General features: G+C 43.8%; 15 protein-coding genes and 2 rRNA genes. 8 read left to right on the forward strand and 9 right to left on the reverse strand.

The window, feature by feature from the left end; all coding sequences use genetic code 11:
* Positions 1-58: 58 nt before the first annotated feature.
* The 3 genes from ABXS85_RS07885 to ABXS85_RS07895 form a co-directional block, all read right to left on the reverse strand.
* Complete coding sequence (locus ABXS85_RS07885; protein ID WP_353669493.1) at positions 59-724, reverse strand: YceH family protein; 666 nt, start codon at positions 722-724, stop codon at positions 59-61.
* A 13-nt stretch (positions 725-737) separates the two neighbouring features.
* Complete coding sequence (locus ABXS85_RS07890; protein ID WP_353669494.1) at positions 738-1,523, reverse strand: sterol desaturase family protein; 786 nt, start codon at positions 1,521-1,523, stop codon at positions 738-740.
* A 136-nt stretch (positions 1,524-1,659) separates the two neighbouring features.
* Complete coding sequence (locus ABXS85_RS07895; RefSeq protein WP_353669495.1) at positions 1,660-2,814, reverse strand: PatB family C-S lyase; 1,155 nt, start codon at positions 2,812-2,814, stop codon at positions 1,660-1,662.
* Between the two features lie 369 nt (positions 2,815-3,183).
* Between ABXS85_RS07895 and betI the strand changes: the two genes are divergently transcribed.
* The 5 genes from betI to ABXS85_RS07920 all read left to right on the forward strand — a co-directional run bounded on the left by betI (position 3,184) and on the right by ABXS85_RS07920 (position 8,425).
* Positions 3,184-3,807: a transcriptional regulator BetI gene (gene betI, locus ABXS85_RS07900; protein ID WP_353669496.1), complete on the forward strand. Its 624-nt coding sequence runs from the start codon at positions 3,184-3,186 to the stop codon at positions 3,805-3,807.
* A gap of 92 nt (positions 3,808-3,899) precedes the next feature.
* A complete protein-coding gene (locus ABXS85_RS07905; RefSeq protein ID WP_353669497.1) occupies positions 3,900-4,835 on the forward strand; it encodes a choline ABC transporter substrate-binding protein in 936 nt (311 codons plus the stop codon).
* Positions 4,836-4,919: 84 nt separating this feature from the next.
* The gene (gene choW / locus ABXS85_RS07910; protein ID WP_353669498.1) at positions 4,920-5,765 is read left to right on the forward strand and encodes a choline ABC transporter permease subunit; all 846 of its coding nucleotides are present in this window, start codon (positions 4,920-4,922) and stop codon (positions 5,763-5,765) included.
* A gap of 3 nt (positions 5,766-5,768) precedes the next feature.
* The gene (gene choV / locus ABXS85_RS07915) at positions 5,769-6,956 is read left to right on the forward strand and encodes a choline ABC transporter ATP-binding protein (protein ID WP_353669499.1); all 1,188 of its coding nucleotides are present in this window, start codon (positions 5,769-5,771) and stop codon (positions 6,954-6,956) included.
* Between the two features lie 185 nt (positions 6,957-7,141).
* A complete protein-coding gene (locus tag ABXS85_RS07920; RefSeq protein ID WP_353669500.1) occupies positions 7,142-8,425 on the forward strand; it encodes an MFS transporter in 1,284 nt (427 codons plus the stop codon).
* A gap of 69 nt (positions 8,426-8,494) precedes the next feature.
* Here ABXS85_RS07920 and ABXS85_RS07925 read toward each other — a convergent pair whose 3' ends face one another.
* A complete protein-coding gene (locus ABXS85_RS07925; protein WP_353669501.1) occupies positions 8,495-9,100 on the reverse strand; it encodes a LysE family transporter in 606 nt (201 codons plus the stop codon).
* 86 nt (positions 9,101-9,186) lie between these two features.
* Here ABXS85_RS07925 and ABXS85_RS07930 point away from each other — a divergent pair, with 86 nt between their 5' ends.
* Together ABXS85_RS07930 and galU are read left to right on the forward strand one after the other, a co-directional pair.
* Complete coding sequence (locus ABXS85_RS07930) at positions 9,187-10,068, forward strand: ArgP/LysG family DNA-binding transcriptional regulator (protein WP_353669502.1); 882 nt, start codon at positions 9,187-9,189, stop codon at positions 10,066-10,068.
* Positions 10,069-10,142: 74 nt separating this feature from the next.
* Complete coding sequence (gene galU / locus ABXS85_RS07935; RefSeq protein ID WP_353669503.1) at positions 10,143-10,979, forward strand: UTP--glucose-1-phosphate uridylyltransferase GalU; 837 nt, start codon at positions 10,143-10,145, stop codon at positions 10,977-10,979.
* Positions 10,980-11,066: 87 nt separating this feature from the next.
* Here the strand turns inward: galU and ABXS85_RS07940 are convergent, their stop codons facing one another.
* Positions 11,067-12,005, reverse strand: coding sequence for an AEC family transporter (locus ABXS85_RS07940; protein ID WP_353669504.1), 939 nt, complete (start codon positions 12,003-12,005; stop codon positions 11,067-11,069).
* A gap of 24 nt (positions 12,006-12,029) precedes the next feature.
* A complete protein-coding gene (locus tag ABXS85_RS07945; protein WP_353669505.1) occupies positions 12,030-12,947 on the reverse strand; it encodes a LysR substrate-binding domain-containing protein in 918 nt (305 codons plus the stop codon).
* 127 nt (positions 12,948-13,074) lie between these two features.
* On the opposite strand from ABXS85_RS07945, the gene ABXS85_RS07950 reads away from it, so the two are divergent.
* Complete coding sequence (locus tag ABXS85_RS07950) at positions 13,075-13,773, forward strand: pirin family protein (protein ID WP_353669506.1); 699 nt, start codon at positions 13,075-13,077, stop codon at positions 13,771-13,773.
* Between the two features lie 198 nt (positions 13,774-13,971).
* Here the strand turns inward: ABXS85_RS07950 and ABXS85_RS07955 are convergent, their stop codons facing one another.
* The 3 genes from ABXS85_RS07955 to ABXS85_RS07965 form a co-directional block, all read right to left on the reverse strand.
* Positions 13,972-14,544, reverse strand: a complete 573-nt coding sequence (locus ABXS85_RS07955) for a flavodoxin family protein (RefSeq protein ID WP_353669507.1) — start codon at positions 14,542-14,544, stop codon at positions 13,972-13,974.
* Between the two features lie 393 nt (positions 14,545-14,937).
* Positions 14,938-15,052, reverse strand: a 5S ribosomal RNA gene (gene rrf, locus ABXS85_RS07960).
* A gap of 205 nt (positions 15,053-15,257) precedes the next feature.
* A 23S ribosomal RNA gene (locus ABXS85_RS07965) occupies positions 15,258-18,277 on the reverse strand.
* Positions 18,278-18,367 lie beyond the last annotated feature (90 nt).

Consider the following 18,367-nt stretch of genomic DNA (forward strand, 5'->3'; position numbering starts at 1 on the left):
CCTAGTAAGCCAAGTGATCAGCTGCAAAAAGCGCGCCTAAGTGTGACTTCATTAACCATTATAGTCCACCGCCATTTTCTAATTTTTGAATTCGATCAATTATCTGTGCAACTTGTGCTTCAAGTTCATTCACTCGTGCCGCTAAAATGAGTGACTCTTCTTCTATTTGTAAAGCGTTATCTTCATCTCTTGCGACAAGTTGTTGGTCTTGATGCGAGCCGAAACACTCTTGGTAGCGCTGCTCTCTTTTACCCGCTTGCTTAGGTAGAAGTGTCACAAAAGGACCTCCTTGCATCTTTTGCAGTTCTGTTAAGGCCGTTTCGACTTCGTCAAGATCATGAAAATCATATAAACGACCACTGCGGGATCTCAGTTCACCCGGTGTTTGCGCTCCTCGCAAAAACAACATGCAGAGAATAGCCGTTTGACCATTATTAAATTGCAAATCTGAAAATTCACTGTTGCAAAATCTGTGTTGATACTTGCTCACTCGACTGTGAGAGCCAGTCACCTCTATTACCAAGCCTCGTGCAACCAATACATCTAACGCTTGTGCAATGGTAGACTCTGATAAAGTCATAACAGGATCACGATTGGATTTCTGATTACAGGCAGACTGCAAAGAATTCAAGCTAAGGGGATAATACTCTGGAGTAGTAATGGCCTTTTCGATCAAGCTGCCAATTACTCGCATTTCAATGGTATTCAATTCATAGAAATTCATCCCTTTCTCCCTATCAAGATTTGTGAATCACCAACTTAAAAGGCATCCATAACAATGCTCTCAAAGACTTTGGCTGGTAAGTTTTGGTTCCTGGTAAACCAATATTTAAAGCATCATCGCCGCCAATTGCTTGCCAACGTTTGGAGGCAAACAAAGTGTCCCAGATACTGAGAAAAAAACCGAAATTACTATTGGCTTCACTGTTCACACGAGAGTGATGGATACGATGAAAGTCAGGAGTGACGATCACTCGCTGCAATACCGCTTCCCACTTAGCAGGCAAACGTGCATTAGTATGATTAAACATAGCAGCAGTGTTTAATAAGATATCAAACAGCAAAACAGCAACAACAGGAATGCCAAGCAATAAGATAGCCGTAGCTTTTACCAATAGAGACAAGAGGATTTCAAAGGGATGAAAACGCACCGCCGAACTCACATCGAGCTCTGGGTCAGTATGATGAACTCGATGCAATCGCCACAACAAAGGGATACGATGAAAAAGCCTGTGTTGCCAATAAATCAAGCAATCCAACATCAATATACTCAATACAATCAAACACCAAACAGGCCAATCCAGATGAGATAGCAACCCTATGTCTTGCCCCCAAAAAGCAATCGCACTCAGCAACAAGGGTTGTACAAGACGCACACACAAAGCACCAATAAGCAATAAAGCTAAGTTATGATACCAGCGTTGACGCCAGTTCGATAAGCGTCTTCGTGGGCGTAACGTCTGCCAAGCCAGCAGACTAATTAGCACTGTACAAAACACTGCAAAACGTATTGAGAAATCCATCTATTATGACTCTTTTATGGTCACTCAAAGCAAGCATCCGCTTTAAGCATCTTCTAACGAACTCTGTTATTCCGTGACAAAGTTAAATGTTGATTAAGACTGAATTTAAAAATATAAGTTCCTCTCAGATACTTATCTAGCGCTTTTGTAGGACTCTTATGGCGTTTTCTATTCTGTATAACGCTTGCTGCAACACACTCATAGAACAACCAAAATTCAGTCGAATAAAATTCGCATCCCCAAAATCCTTACCTGGAGACACCCCTACGCCCGCTTCTAAGAAAAAGGCATATGCGTCTTCTACAGGCAAATTGGAAGCATCTATCCAGGCTAAATAAGTTGCCTCCAAATGACTGACAGTTAACGGGGTATCCGCCAACCTTTCCACTATGTAATCTCGGTTAGTACGCAAGTAAGTTATTAACGAATGATGCCAAACTTGACCTTCTTCATAAGCCGCTTGAGCCGCCGTTAAGCCCAACATATTTGGCACCGGAATCAGTCCTGCTCGTCCTTGATTAAAGCGCTGTCGTAAGTGAGTATTTTCAATCACAGCAAAAGCATAACCCAAACCGGCTAAGTTATAGGTTTTACTGGGTGCCATTAAAGTAATAGTACGTTGTGCGGCATCTTGATTCAGACTAGCAAAAGGAACATGGGTTATATCATCCAAAATCAAATCACAGTGAATTTCATCACTAACCACCAGCAGATCGTATTTTTGCGCCAACCCATGAATCACTTCCAACTCTTCTCTACGATAAACCGTTCCTCCAGGGTTATGAGGGTTACAGAGCAGAATCATTTTACTGTCTGATAGCGCACAAGCTTTCTCAAACGCTTGCCAATCTGGCAGCCAACGCCCTTCTTGTAAGGTCATTTTTATGCTTAGTAAATTACGCCCCGCCATCTCAGGGGCCTTGGTAAGGTGATAATACACAGGGCCAGGCACTACAATAGTGTCACCTGGAAGAGAGAAAGTCTGAACACTTAAATGCAGAGCACACACCAACCCCGGCAAATGTACTAAATGTGTTCCTGATATAGGCCAGTCGTAGGAAGTTTGTAAGTGTGTCTGAATAGCAGCCACTAAAGCTTTGGGAATGTGAGTATAACCAAAAACGCCTTGCTGTATTCTGTTTTGTAATGCAGTTTTAACACATGCAGGTGCATCAAAGTCCATATCGGCAACCCACATAGGTATCACATCATTGGAATACTTGTCCCACTTATCACTGTTCATTGCAGAGCGATCAATCACCTGATCAAATAATGCTAACTCCGACATCATACTTAACGGCTCCTATAGTCCATTTAAATTTCATCATAAACACATAATATGGAACGCATGAGCATAATGCAGACAACTCATACAGCAAACATAACTTGGAAAATAACGTTGCCATTCCATTAAACCAGACTGCTAAAGATTAAAGTTGGGTAATATTGCGCAAGCTTTTCCTCAATATTTATCCCATACCGACATAAGTCTTATCAAAAAAGACCAAAAAATTATTTTATTTGGTATTTTTAATTTTAAAATCAATAACTTAAATTAATTAGAGGACTAATATTTAGAATTGTCAAGGGTTGACCTAATTTGCATAATCGGCCTAGTATAGTTTTCGTTAAACAGCTGTTTAATAAAAAAGGTTAAATAATGCCCAAAGTAGGAATGCCTGAAATACGTAAACCTCAGCTTATCAAAGCTGCCATAACTGCCATAGATAAATACGGATTTTCTGGTGCGACAGTCAGCGTTATCGGCAAAAAAGCGGGAGTTTCTCCAGCCATTATCAATCACTACTTTGGCGGCAAAGATGGTCTATTCGAAGAGACCATGAAAAGCCTGATTCGTGAATTTTTTGAAGTTTTGTCACAAGAAGTCATAAAATCGCAAGATAAGCCCGCTAAATATAAAGTCATGGCGATTGTAACAGCCAGCTTTAGTCAATCCCAAACTCACCCGCAAGTGGTGAAAGCTTGGATGGGCTTCTGGGCATCAGCAATGCACACACCAACATTGTTCCGTTTACAACGAGTTTACTCGAGGCGCTTACACACTGCTTTAGTACAGGTTTTAAAAACAGAATTCAGTGTGCAAGAGGCGCGCCATATCGCCACCACAGTAGCCGCTTTAATTGACGGTATGTGGTTACAAGGCTCATTGGCCGGAGGCATACACAAAGAGACTTCGGCGCAACTGATTGAAGATTATCTGAACTTAGTTATGCCAGATGCAAATCAGTCCACTGCGACGCACCGCATCGTGAGCATGGCATAAGACATCAAGGGAATAGAAAGTTTAAGTGCCATTCTAGTGTTACTGGTAAAGCGTAAATCAAGAATTGATTATCACAAAAGAGAGGGTAAGGTATGTTAAAAAAAGCAACAAAAACCGCGATAGCCATCAGTTTGGCTAGTGTATCCGGGTTCACTATGGCGGCAACTTGTTCAACTGTGCGTTTCTCAGACGTTGGCTGGACTGATATCACAGCAACCACAGCTATCACCAGCGAAGTCATTGAAGGCTTAGGTTACAGCACCAAAACTCAACTTCTGTCTGTGCCAGTCACTTATACATCGCTTGCCAATGGCGATATTGATGTTTTCCTAGGTAATTGGATGCCAACCATGCAAGCGGATATTGACCCTTACCTAAAAGCCGGCACGGTGGAAGACTTAGGTCCAAACCTAGTGGGTGCAAAATATACTTTAGCGGTTAGCAAAGACGCTTATGATGCAGGTGTAACTGATTTTGCTGAAATCGCCAAACACCGTAAAGAATTCTCAGGCCGTATCTACGGTATTGAACCTGGTAACGACGGTAACCGTATCATCCAGGATATGATTGACTCCAATGCCTTTGGTCTTAGCGATTTCCAACTTGTTGAATCCAGTGAAGCCGGTATGTTGTCACAAGTAAGCCGAAATACACGCCGTGGTAAATGGATTGTTTTCTTGGGTTGGGCACCACATCCAATGAACGCAAATTTTGATATGGAATACCTTGCTGGTGGTGACGACTATTTCGGCCCTAACTTTGGTGGTGCAAATGTACATACCAACATACGCAAAGGTTTCCTAGAAGAATGCCCTAACGTAGGCAAGCTGCTAACCAACTTGACCTTCTCACTGCCAATGGAAAACGAGGTTATGGGTGCCATTCTTGATGATGGCAAAAAACCTGACGACGCCGCTCGTGAATGGCTAAAAGCCAACCCAGGTGTATTAGATACTTGGCTCGAAGGCGTTAAAACCACCGCTGGTGGCAATGGCCTTAGCGCAGTTAAAGCACACCTAGGTCTGTAATACCCTCACGCATCATCACACATTACACTGCTTTTAAGGTGTAATGTGTGATATGTACTGTTTAACTTTCGGGAGAACTCTAATATGAATTGGCTGACGGATAATAAAATCCCTCTTGGCGCTTGGATGGAAAACTTTGTCGATTGGCTAGTTGATGCAGCTTCCGTATTCTTTGACTTAGTATCTATGACGCTGGAATCTATGATCATCACTATGGTAGACGCCATCGAATGGCTTCACCCTTTAGTGGTCATTGGCGCTATTCTAGCAGGAGCTTGGTTCTTACATCGTAGTGTCGGTCTATTGGTCTTTATTGCCGCCGCTTTATTACTCATCATTAATATGGGCTACTGGGTAGAGACCATTCAAACCTTAGTTCTGGTTGTTTCTGCAACCGCCATCAGTGTCATCATTGGGGTACCGATTGGTATTGCTGCAGCACATCGTCCTTGGCTGTACACTTTTTTACGCCCCATATTAGATTTGATGCAAACCATTCCAACGTTTGTTTATCTCATTCCTACTCTAATTCTTTTTGGTCTAGGTTATGTACCCGGTCTAATTTCTACCATTATTTTTGCCATTGCAGCTCCGATTCGATTGACTTATCTGGGTGTCAGTAAAGTCCCTAACGAATTATTAGAAGCAGGCTTAGCCTTTGGCTGCACTAAATCTAAATTACTTTATAAGGTAGAACTTCCAGCAGCCATGCCAAGCATTATGGCCGGTGTCACTCAATGCATTATGCTATCTCTTTCCATGGTAGTGATTGCCGCACTAGTTGGCGCTGACGGTTTAGGTAAACCTGTTGTACGAGCACTTAATACCGTAAACATTTCTCAAGGTTTTGAGGCCGGAGTTGCTATTGTATTGGTGGCCATCATCCTTGACCGTATCTGCAAAACCCCATCCCTTAAGAACGAGGTTTAATTCATGGCCGTTGTATCAATTCAAAATGTCGACATTGTTTTCGGCGACAATAAAGAAAAAACCTTGCCCTTAATGGACAAAGGTCACAGCCGTGATGAAATCCTTGGCATGACTGGCGATGTTGTCGGTGTACAAAACGCTAACATTGAAGTCAATGAAGGGGAAATTTGCGTTCTCATGGGACTTTCTGGTTCGGGGAAATCGACTTTACTCAGAGCGGTAAACGGTTTAAATAAAATAGCCCGCGGCCGCTGTTTGGTTCGCGATGGTAAGCAAATGGTCGACATGGCAAAGTGTGATGAGGCTACACTACGTCATATGCGAACTCATCGCGTTTCTATGGTATTCCAAAGTTTTGCCTTAATGCCTTGGTTAACTGTATTGGAAAACGTAGCCTTTGGTCTTGAGATGCAAGGCATGCCAAAAGAAGAGCGTTTGAAAAAAGCGCGTGAACAATTAAAAATGGTGAGCCTAGACAAATGGGCGGACAAAAAGCCTGATGAGTTGTCTGGAGGCATGCGTCAGCGTGTTGGCTTAGCTCGAGCCTTTGTCATGGATACAGATGTTTTGTTAATGGACGAACCCTTTTCAGCTCTTGACCCTTTGATTAGAGCGCAACTTCAAGATGAGTTGATTGAGCTACAAAAGCGCCTCAATAAGACTATTATCTTTGTAAGCCACGATTTGGATGAAGCCCTGAAAATCGGCACTAAGATTGCCATTATGGAATCGGCACGCATTATTCAAGAAGACGCTCCTGAGCAAATTGTACTCAATCCAGCGACCGAATATGTTGAGAAATTTGTTGCCCACACCAATCCGCTAAACGTATTGCGCGGTCGTTCTTTGATGACCGAAATTGACCAACTTAGCATCAAAGACGATAAGGTCATGATTACCGATCAAGCTTGGCTAGAGTTAGATAATGGAAAGCTGATGAAAGTGGCTAATGAGCAAGGTGAAATCACCACAGTGAACTGGACTCCCGAAACCATTCTGGCGAATACACCAAAAGATGCTGTATTCCTAGTCCCTGTCAATATCGATATGCGAGAAGCGGTGGAAATTCGGTACCATGCAAACCAATTTATGATACTAATGGACGACGATAAATGCGTTGGCATATTACAAGACCATAACTTTTATCATGCCCTCTTAGGTAAACATTTTAGTCGCAACGAAAACGCCTAATTTCCACCCCAAGGCGAGTCTCAAGGCTCGCTTTTTTATTCCATCTAGTAAATCCCTTCATTGTCATAAAAAGACCTGCATTTAACATTGATTAAGGATTGCATTCCAAATATGTATCGGTATAGTCTGCCGAAATATTACTCAATGCATTTTTCCTGTTTTGTAAGCGCATTAAGGGACATGACATGCTAAAGCAAACCTTATTACCCATATGGAGTCTATTATTTGGCATTGCCATCTTAACAGTCGCTAGCGCTTTGCAAAGTTCATTAATTGGTATTCGCGCCTCAATTGAATCCTTTAATACGTCTGCTACTGGTTTGATCATGTCGGCCTATTATTTAGGCTTTATTATCGGTTCCATGATTGTGCCTAACTGGATCAGAAATGTTGGTCATATACGAGTGTTTGCAGCTGTTGCTTCCTTGGCCTCTATCACAATTTTAATGCAATCTGTGGTGGTAAATCCTTGGTTCTGGATGTTGATGCGTATGTTTACAGGCTTATGTTATGCCGCGCTCTTCATTGTTACAGAAAGCTGGCTAAATGGCATTTCAACCAACACCAACCGTGGTCGGTTATTTTCGATTTACATTATTGAGATTTGGGCCAGTCAAACCATTGGACAGGCTTTACTAAATATCGCTAACCCAGGTGGCTACGGGCTCTTTATTCTAACATCCGTTTTAATTTCATTGGCCTTGGTTCCCCTACTGTTAGTAAGAACACCCTCTCCAACCATTGATATTCCTGAGAAGCTAAATATTTTAGGACTCATGAAGACAGCCCCACTTGGGGTCACCGGTGTCATCATTGCTGGAATAACCTCAGGTGCTATGCTTGGTTTAGGCGCTTTATATGCTAAGAGCATTGGCATGAATATAGTACAGATTTCTATGTTTATCGGTGCCAGCTACATTGGAGGCATGTTATTACAATGGCCCATTGGCTTGCTCTCAGATCGCCAAGATAGACGTGTAACCATTTTATGGGTCGCTATTGTTGGCGCTGCGGTCGCTTTGATCGTGCCATTTGGCAACAGCATGAATAACCAACCTATCATGATGTTTGGCATGTTTATGGTTGGCGCTTTTGTGTTTCCTATGTATTCACTCGCGTCTTCTCACATTAATGACCAATTACGCCCAGAACAAATCTTATCTGCCAGTAGCGGAATTATTTTATTGAACGGCGTCGGAGGAATGTCTGGTCCGCTAATTGCTGCTATCTTAATGGACTGGGTCAACTTGGATGCCTTATTCTGGTTTGTAGCCTTCATGAACCTATTTGTCATTCTAATGGCTATGTATCGCATCAATTACCAACCAGCTATGGTGATTGAAGAACAAGGAGATCAGATTCCCGTGGCACTGGCTGTTTCTCCTGTGGCAACCGCAGAAATGTTGGTAGAAGCCGATACCTCAATCCAAACAGATGAAAATCCGCATGAAGTAGAGATAAAACTCTAATCTCTGCTTTTCTTGACTCGAAGCAACAATCTACAAATAATCGATATCGTTTTAAAATTGTTAACCTTCCTAGAAAGGCTGAATGGCAATTTGTGAAGCAATAAACCAAATCAATACCGCATTGATACGATTAAACCAACGCCAAAATGCCGCTTTCTCAAGCCATACTGCACACAACCGACCAATAAAAGCCAATCCCAAAAACCACACAATAGAAGCCATCACGCCCCCAATGACAAACAGCCATTTATCTTCTTGCCATTGATTTGCCAAACTGCCAATCAATATCATGGTATCAAGGTAAAAATGAGGATTTAACCAAGTCACCGCCAACGCTGTCATAATAAGTGGCCAAATGGCTAATTTCTTTGTATAGGCTTCGAGAATCAAATGCTCCTCTAAAAATGAGGCTCGCCACTTGCTATAAGCAAACCAAACCAAGAATGTGACTCCCGCCCAACGCGAAGCAGCAAATAACCAGTCATGGCTCTGAATAATCAGCCCCAGACCAAATGCTCCCAACATCATAGAAACAGCATCACTAACAATAAACAATAACGCCAAGGGAAAAGCATAATGACGCTTTAACGCCTGCTCTAATAAAAAACTATTTTGCGCACCCACCGCAATAATCAAACCACCGCTTGTAATTGCGCCACTTACCAAAGCTAACATAACCATCTCCTAAGAATTGGCTTGATCTTAAGCAAACAAATCAATAAATTAAAATTAATTAAATTTAAACTGCATTAGTAATACTTATGTTCGATTATAAAGCACTGATCAGCTTACAGGCTGTGGTCAAGTATCAAAGTTTTGATAAAGCAGCAGCGGCGCTGCACATTACCCAATCGGCCGTATCGCAAAACATCAAACGTCTAGAGTTAGAATACGGCCGTCCATTACTCATTCGCGCTAGGCCCGTAGTGGCAACTCCTTTAGGAGAAAAACTGCTTGCTCACTTAAACAAGGTCAGCTTGTTAGAGGAGGGATTACAAGAAAACGTTCAAGGAGAGGTCAGTCATCAGCCACTCAATATTGCCACCAACAACGACGTACTGGCGACCTGGTTCATTCAAGTCATGCAAGCGTTTGCTGGCATCAGCACCACCAAACTGCACATTAAAGCCGCAGACCAATTACAAACACGTAGTATGTTACAAACTGGTCAAGTAGTGGCTTGTTTAAGCCAAATTGGCACCCCTGTCGCAGGCGGTGATGTGATTTTTTTGGGTAATATGAGTTACGAATTGGTCGCGACTCAATCTTTTATTGAAGACTATTTACAAGGTGACATTAGTGTGGAGTCCGTCGCCAATTCCCCATCTCTGGTATACAATGAGAACGATGAGTTATGGGAGCGTTATCAAACAGAATGTTTAAAAATCAAAGCCGATGCGAATAACAGTCATTGGTATCCTTCTTCTCACGGTTTCGTCGAACTTGTCATGGGTGGCACAGTCTGTGCTTTAGTTCCTAGTGTCCAAGTTAAACAGCAATTAGAAAACGGGCAGCTGATTTCCTTGTTTCCAGGTGACAAAATAGCCTTGCCACTTTACTGGCATTGGTACAAACTTAACGCCCCAATATTGGATCGCTTAACTAAAGTGATAAAAACTGTCACACAAGATGCCCTATACTAAAGGCCATTAGAGAAACAGGCTAGCTAAGCCCATGTTTGGACAGCCACTTTACACAGCCATTTTAAGGAAAAATTATGATTCGCAAATGTCTATTCCCTGTTGCAGGCTACGGCACACGTTTTTTGCCAGCCACCAAATCCATGCCTAAAGAAATGCTTCCCATTGTTAATAAACCTCTAGTGCAATACGGTGTGGAAGAAGCAACAGCCGCTGGCCTTAACAATGTGACCTTTGTTACCGGCCGAGGTAAACGCGCCATTGCCGATCACTTTGATATCAGTTACGAGTTAGAACATCAGATTTCTGGCACCAGCAAAGAGAAATACCTAGAAGGTATTCGCCATCTTATTGATAATGTTAACTTTTCTTTTATCCGTCAAAACAACATGTTAGGTCTCGGCCATGCCATATTAACTGGTGAACCTTTAATTGGAGACGAGGCTTTCGGCGTGGTACTCGCCGATGATTTGTGCTTCGGTGAAGAAGACGGTGTTATGGCGCAAATGGTAAAATTGTATAACCAGTTCCGTTGCACTATCGTCGCTATTGAAGAAGTGCCTGAAGACGAAGTTCACAAATATGGCATTATCCAAGGCGAGTCTATGATGGAAGGCTTGTTCCGTGTCACCGACATGATCGAAAAACCCGCCATAGAAGATGCGCCTTCCAATTTAGCCATCATTGGTCGCTATATTTTGACACCGGATATTTTCGATAAAATCCGTAATACGCCTGCTGGTCGAAATGGTGAAGTTCAAATAACCGATGCCATTTTACAACAAGCAAAAGAAGGCTGTGTTCTAGCTTACAAATTTAAAGGCCAGCGATTCGATTGCGGTAGTGTTGACGGTTTTGTCGATGCAACGAATTATTGCTATAAAAACATCTACAAAGACCCAACGGAATCTTAGTAAAGAAGTGGTCGTTCCGTAACGATATAAAGCCAATGCACAAAATAGGTGCATTGGCTTTTTTCTTTGTCACTCTTAATTCTTCTATCAGTATTGAATCAATAACTGACTCATCCAAATACAGATTGGCAAGGTCAAAATCGACATCAAAATTTGCAAGGTAATATAGGCTGCCATTTTATCGGCATCACCACCAAGCTGTCTGGCGAGAGCGTATGCTGAGGTCGCAGTTGGCACAAAGCCAAATAGCACCGCTACCAATGCCGGAAGCCCGGTCACATCCAACCACCAACAAGTCAATATAATGCTTGCTGGGAAAACCATAAATCGAGCCGCCGCTGATAGCCAAAAAGTCGCTCCTACCGAACGAATTGCATCCATTCTCACACTGGCCCCCACCGCCAGCAACACCATAGGCAAAGCAGATTTTGCCAGCATATGAGCTACATCAGATACTACCACAATCGGTGTCAGCCCTATTAGATTGAGACTGACTCCCAAAGCAATAGAAATAATCAGTGGATTACGAATCAAAGCACCACTTAATAATCTTGGTAAACTATGACTCTCTCCCGATGGGCCATGCATAATCACCATGGATATCACTAAGAAAACATTGATCGAAGGAACCAAAATTGCACCACCGAGTACCGCCAACACCAAACCTTCATCACCGTAAACACTGCTCGCAACGGCCAATACAATAAAGGTGTTAAACCTCACGCCTGCTTGCAACATTGAAGAGGCAGTAGGCGCTTCGGTTTTTAGCAGCCAAGTCACCAAAAACACAAATACGGCAGTAATCGCCAAAGCCAATAACAGAATCAGAGCATAGCTTGCCAACATACGGTTTGAAAAATCAATTTGTGAGGTGTTAGCAAACAATAAAGCAGGAAACAACAACCAATAGGTTAACTTATCCACTCCTGGCCAAAAACCTTCCACTGGGAAACGCCAACGCTGACATACCGCTCCCAACATCAACAATGCAAAGACAGGTAAAATGGCAAGCGAAATGGAAAACACACGTACTCCTTAGTGTTTAAATTATTAGGGAACAATCGAGCTACTTCGAGTCAATTGCCAATCTTGCAGCAACAAGTGTTCAACAAACCAGTTAAGTCCTCGACCAGGCTGTTCATTACGCCACGCTAAATAAGCCATTTGGTTTGGTCTTGGTAATTCACACTGACGCACCACTAAACGGCCATTATTCAGTTCATCATGAATTCTGTGTTTAGGCAGATAACCAACTCCTAGCCCCATACATTGCGCCTCAATTTTACTCTGCATGGAATCCACACGCACCACTTGACGCGCCTCAAATAAACCACTGCTTCGAGCTGGTAAAATTTTTGAACTGTCCGCCACAACAATGGCCGGATATTGGCGCAAATGCTGAGCGCTAATCTTGCCATCAAGCATGGCCAATGGATGTGTTGGTGAAATAGCAAATACAAATTCCAGCTCTCCCAGTGGACGAATTTGCACCTGTCCTTTCGGTAACTCTCCTGTTGCACCAATCACCAAGTCCGCTCTATCATCTTGTAGAGCATCCCAAGCACCGCCTACCGCCTCTTCTGACAAACTCAATTCAACAGGTCGATTTTGATCCAAGAAACGCCCTACAACACTCATTAACGGGGCAGACAATATGGCTGTATCTCGAGCAATTCTTAATCTTGGCTCCCAACCCGATTCCATCTGCTTAATAGAATCTTCCAACCGTATTGCTGCATCCAAAATACCTCGCCCTTGCTCTAAAACCATTCGACCTGCGGTGGTCAAAATCGCTCTCTGCCGTGACCGATCAAACAAGGCAACCCCCAGATCTTCTTCTAACTTTTTTACGGTATAAGTCAGAGCAGACGGGACTTTAAACAAGGCATCCGCGGCAGCAGAAAAGCTACCTAACTGGTCAATGGCATCGATCACTCGTAATGCTTCCAATGTAACGGCATGGGCCATAGCTCACCTTTTGTTCAAATTTTTTGAAATAATAGCTCAAAAGCTTCCGATTTTCTTTCTTTTCTCCCACTACTAGACTGAACACATTCGGTAATAATTCCATTACCAGCTATTTAGGAGACATATTATGATTCAATTACGTGCAGCAGAAGATCGTGGTCATGCTAATTTTGGCTGGTTAGACAGTCATCACACTTTTTCTTTTGGCAGCTATTTTGACCCTCAACACATGGGCTTTTCTCACCTAAGGGTTATTAATGATGATACTGTCAGCCCAAGTGCCGGTTTTGAAACCCATGGCCATAAGGATATGGAAATTCTCAGCTTAGTGTTACAAGGCACCATCGCTCACAAAGACAGTACGGGCAATATTGAAGAACTGCCAGCGGGTGAATACCAACTCATGTCAGCAGGCAATGGAATTTATCACAGTGAGTTCAATGCCTCAGATAAAGAAACATTGAAATTCTTGCAGATTTGGATTCAACCAAATCGTCTAGGTGGTAAACCGGGCTATCAGCAAAAAGCCTTTGGCGAAGCTGAAGGTATTACCAACATCATCACGCCAGATGGACAAAATGGTACCTTAGCCATCAAACAAGACATGCGCCTTCATCAGCTTATTATGGCTGAACAAGCAAAATTGACTTGGTCAGCAGACTCAAAACGTCGCTACTACATTCATCTCATTGAAGGTGAACTGAACTTAGCCGATGGCATTAATATGAAGCCAGGTGACGGCGCCAAGCTGCAAAGTGTCAGTCAGATTGATTTCACTAAGCTGTCTGAAGAAAGAGTCAAAGCCTTGTTATTTGATCTTGCCTAAGATATTAAAAATGCAAGCTCAGGCGCTTGTCGTGGTGTTCGATGATATCTACATCTACACTATAGCGCCTGAATATTGAAGCGACATAAAATGAATCTTCTAATCTCAGACAAAGAAGTAAATCTAATAAACAAGCGTCCCATGCAATCCACGAGCACCTTAACTAAATAGCATTCACACAGAAAGCCGTTAACTGGTCTAGCTTAAAATTGTGTTACTAAATTTTCCAACTATTTGCGCTACTCTTCGCGCTAAATATTTTGCACTTTCAAGATCCACACTATGAAGTAAACCATCAGGAGCACAAGCAGTCACTCCGAGTTGGCAACCAAGACGATTAACTGCTTGTTGATTATCGTTAAAAGGCGTATCAAGACCAACCCAAATCATGCCATGCTGGCTAGCAAACGTAGAAAAATATTGAAGTGTAGAAGATTGATCACCATTTAATCCTGTACCACAAGTTATTCCAGCCGCAATTTTTCCCGCCCATGCTTGCTCAGACCAAAAATCACTAGTTGCGTCAGCAAAAGCCTTAAATTGCGCCGAAACACTTCCCATATAGGTAGGTGAACCGAAAACAATAGCATCACAATTTTTAAGAGAAGCCATAAGTGATTCATTAATGAATCTTCCCTCAATGATTTCTTTGCCAGAAATTTGATGCGAAATGAACACCATGCCTAATTTTTCAATTTCATGACATGCAGCTTGAACAAGTTGGCCAGTAACATCTGTATTTGTATAATAAACAAAACTAATTTTTTTCAATTTCACTTCCTTGCTTCAATCTTATAGCGATTCAATACTAATCTAGTATTTTCTCATGGAAAAGGGAGTTCAAGGCTAATATCTCTGAGGTTTACTCATCCGGCTTTGATTTTGACTTTCTTACAGACGTAAAAAAGCCCCGACCGTTTCCGATCAGGGCTTCTTAATTAAGATCTTGATAAAGACCTATGCTTATCCCCTTGTGGGACTACCATAGACATGGCGAACGCCTGTGGCATATAAAGAGCCACTTCTGAGTTCGGGATGGGATTAGGTGGTTAACTCGTTAGAACGCCTTTATCCTCTGAAAAGCACTTTACCTATATTCATTCTGACTTTCTTACAGACGTAAAAAAACCCCGACCGTTTCCGATCAGGGCTTCTTAATTAAAATCTTGATAACGACCTACTCTCACATGGGATCTCCCACACTACCATCGGCGATGGCGCTTTTCACTTCTGAGTTCGGGATGGGATCAGGTGGTTCAACGCCTCTATGATTATCAAGAAAACTCGGATGTGCTCAGCACAAATTCGTTTACTTGGTATCTTTAACAATCAACTTTTGAAACAGCGATAACCAAGTATCAAACCGGAACCTCCAAGGATGGAGGAAATACTGAAAATTGTCTGGAACCATTTCAGTACTATCGTAAATTCTTTGTAGCTCACTCTGTTTTCTTCAGAGTTCTGTAAAACCACTTTGGTGTTATATGGTCAAGCCTCACGAGCAATTAGTATTGGTTAGCTCAACGCCTCACAACGCTTACACACCCAACCTATCAACGTCCTAGTCTCGAACGGCTCTTTAGGGGACTTAAAGTCCCAGTGAGATCTTATCTTGAGGGAGGCTTCCCGCTTAGATGCTTTCAGCGGTTATCCCGTCCGAACGTAGCTACCCGGCAATGCCACTGGCGTGACAACCGGAACACCAGAGGTTCGTCCACTCCGGTCCTCTCGTACTAGGAGCAGCTCCTCTCAAATCTCAAACGTCCACGGCAGATAGGGACCGAACTGTCTCACGACGTTCTAAACCCAGCTCGCGTACCACTTTAAATGGCGAACAGCCATACCCTTGGGACCGGCTTCAGCCCCAGGATGTGATGAGCCGACATCGAGGTGCCAAACACCGCCGTCGATGTGAACTCTTGGGCGGTATCAGCCTGTTATCCCCGGAGTACCTTTTATCCGTTGAGCGATGGCCCTTCCATACAGAACCACCGGATCACTAAGACCTACTTTCGTACCTGCTCGACGTGTCTGTCTCGCAGTTAAGCGTGCTTTTGCCTTTACACTCTATGCATGATTTCCGACCATGCTGAGCACACCTTCGTGCTCCTCCGTTACTCTTTGGGAGGAGACCGCCCCAGTCAAACTACCCACCACACAGTGTCCTCGATCCCGATAAGGGACCTGAGTTAGAACCTCAAACATACCAGGGTGGTATTTCAAGATCGGCTCCACTAAAACTGGCGTCTTAGTTTCAAAGCCTCCCACCTATCCTACACAAGTAGGTTCAAAGTTCACTGTGAAGCTATAGTAAAGGTTCACGGGGTCTTTCCGTCTAGCCGCGGATACACAGCATCTTCACTGCGATTTCAATTTCACTGAGTCTCGGGTGGAGACAGTGTGGCCATCGTTACGCCATTCGTGCAGGTCGGAACTTACCCGACAAGGAATTTCGCTACCTTAGGACCGTTATAGTTACGGCCGCCGTTTACTTGGGCTTCGATCAAGAGCTTCGCCTAAGCTAACCCCATCAATTAACCTTCAAGCACCGGGCAGGCGTCACACCCTATACGTCCACTTTCGTGTTTGCAGAGTGCTGTGTTTTTAATAAACAGTCGCAGCCACCTGGTATCTTCGACCGACCAGTGCTTACGGAGCAAGTCCTTCACACCGGTCGGCGTACCTTCTCCCGAAGTTACGGTACCATTTTGCCTAGTTCCTTCACCCGAGTTCTCTCAAGCGCCTTGGTATTCTCTACCTGACCACCTGTGTCGGTTTGGGGTACGGTTCACACATATCTGACGCTTAGAAGTTTTTCCTGGAAGCAGGGCATCAACCACTTCGTCCAAAAGAGGACTCGTCATCAATTCTCAGCCTTAGGATCCCGGATTTGCCTAAGATCCCAGCCTACAACCTTAAACGCGGACAACCATCGCCGCGCTGGCCTAGCCTTCTCCGTCTCTCCATCGCAATATGCATAAGTACAGGAATATTAACCTGTTTCCCATCGACTACGCTTTTCAGCCTCGCCTTAGGGGCCGACTCACCCTGCCCTGATTAACATGGGACAGGAAACCTTGGTCTTCCGGCGAGGGAGGTTTTCACTCCCTTTATCGTTACTCATGTCAACATTCGCACTTCTGATACCTCCAGGGTGCCTTACAGCTTCCCCTTCAACGGCTTACAGAACGCTCCTCTACCATACATAAACAGCAAAACCATCTACATATCCGTAGCTTCGGTGTACAGTTTGAGCCCCGTTATATCTTCCGCGCAGGCCGACTCGACTAGTGAGCTATTACGCTTTCTTTAAAGGGTGGCTGCTTCTAAGCCAACCTCCTAGCTGTCTAAGCCTTCCCACATCGTTTCCCACTTAACTGTAACTTGGGGACCTTAGCTGACGGTCTGGGTTGTTTCCCTTTCCACGACGGACGTTAGCACCCGCCGTGTGTCTCCCGTGCTCATACTCATTGGTATTCGGAGTTTGCATGGGGTTGGTAAGTCGGGATGACCCCCTAGCCCAAACAGTGCTCTACCCCCAATGGCAATACACGAGGCGCTACCTAAATAGCTTTCGAGGAGAACCAGCTATCTCCGAGCTTGATTAGCCTTTCACTCCTATCCACAAGTCATCCCCGGACTTTTCAACGTACGTGGGTTCGGTCCTCCAGTTAGTGTTACCCAACCTTCAACCTGCTCATGGATAGATCGCCCGGTTTCGGGTCTATTCCCAGCAACTATACGCCCTATTAAGACTCGGTTTCCCTACGGCTCCACTACATGCTTAACCTTGCTACTGAAAATAAGTCGTTGACCCATTATACAAAAGGTACGCAGTCACGGTGTCACTCAAACTCCCTGCTTGATTTTTTGCGGTTGGCCTTGCTTTGCTAAGGCAACCTCTCACAAGAAACATTCTAGGAATCACTCTCTTAAGAGAGTCTTTTCTTGCTTATCAAGAAGCTTGAGTTGACACCGCTCCCACTGCTTGTACGTACACGGATTCAGGTTCTATTTCACTCCCCTCACTGGGGTTCTTTTCGCCTTTCCCTCACGGTACTGGTTCACTATCGGTCAGTCAGGAGTATTTAGCCTTGGAGGATGGTCCCCCCATGTTCAGACAGGATAACACGTGTCCCGTCCTACTCGTTTTCATTCAAAAGGCGTTTTCGTATACGAGGCTATCACTCTCTACGGCCGCTCTTTCCAGAGCCTTCTACTAACACCAATTAAACTTAAGGGCTAATCCCCTTTCGCTCGCCGCTACTCAGGGAATCTCGGTTGATTTCTTTTCCTCCGGGTACTTAGATGTTTCAGTTCCCCGGGTTCGCCTCGTATGGCTATGGATTCACCATACGATACCCGCAAGCGGGTGGGTTTCCCCATTCGGACATGTTCGGATCACAGCGTGTTTATCCACTCCCCGAACCTTTTCGCAGATTACCACGTCCTTCATCGCCTCTGACTGCCAAGGCATCCACCGTGCACGCTTAGTCACTTGACCATATAACCCAAAATAGTTTTTTAACTTTCTAAGTGATACTTAGTCCGTCACTACTCTGAACTACATACCAACGCCGCTTTTGTCTCAGCA

This window comes from Marinomonas sp. THO17 (genome assembly GCF_040436405.1).
GTDB lineage: Bacteria > Pseudomonadota > Gammaproteobacteria > Pseudomonadales > Marinomonadaceae > Marinomonas.

What these genes read in the sequence shown, in the direction of transcription:
- ABXS85_RS07885 (WP_353669493.1), bottom strand. Translation starts at nt 724, where the DNA reads ATGAATTTCTATGAATTGAATACCATTGAAATGCGAGTAATTGGCAGC.
- ABXS85_RS07925 (WP_353669501.1), bottom strand. Translation starts at nt 9,100, where the DNA reads ATGTTAGCTTTGGTAAGTGGCGCAATTACAAGCGGTGGTTTGATTATT.
- ABXS85_RS07895 (WP_353669495.1), bottom strand. Translation starts at nt 2,814, where the DNA reads ATGATGTCGGAGTTAGCATTATTTGATCAGGTGATTGATCGCTCTGCA.
- choV (WP_353669499.1), top strand. Translation starts at nt 5,769, where the DNA reads ATGGCCGTTGTATCAATTCAAAATGTCGACATTGTTTTCGGCGACAAT.
- ABXS85_RS07905 (WP_353669497.1), top strand. Translation starts at nt 3,900, where the DNA reads ATGTTAAAAAAAGCAACAAAAACCGCGATAGCCATCAGTTTGGCTAGT.
- ABXS85_RS07945 (WP_353669505.1), bottom strand. Translation starts at nt 12,947, where the DNA reads ATGGCCCATGCCGTTACATTGGAAGCATTACGAGTGATCGATGCCATT.
- ABXS85_RS07950 (WP_353669506.1), top strand. Translation starts at nt 13,075, where the DNA reads ATGATTCAATTACGTGCAGCAGAAGATCGTGGTCATGCTAATTTTGGC.
- ABXS85_RS07930 (WP_353669502.1), top strand. Translation starts at nt 9,187, where the DNA reads ATGTTCGATTATAAAGCACTGATCAGCTTACAGGCTGTGGTCAAGTAT.
- ABXS85_RS07920 (WP_353669500.1), top strand. Translation starts at nt 7,142, where the DNA reads ATGCTAAAGCAAACCTTATTACCCATATGGAGTCTATTATTTGGCATT.
- galU (WP_353669503.1), top strand. Translation starts at nt 10,143, where the DNA reads ATGATTCGCAAATGTCTATTCCCTGTTGCAGGCTACGGCACACGTTTT.
- betI (WP_353669496.1), top strand. Translation starts at nt 3,184, where the DNA reads ATGCCCAAAGTAGGAATGCCTGAAATACGTAAACCTCAGCTTATCAAA.
- choW (WP_353669498.1), top strand. Translation starts at nt 4,920, where the DNA reads ATGAATTGGCTGACGGATAATAAAATCCCTCTTGGCGCTTGGATGGAA.
- ABXS85_RS07890 (WP_353669494.1), bottom strand. Translation starts at nt 1,523, where the DNA reads ATGGATTTCTCAATACGTTTTGCAGTGTTTTGTACAGTGCTAATTAGT.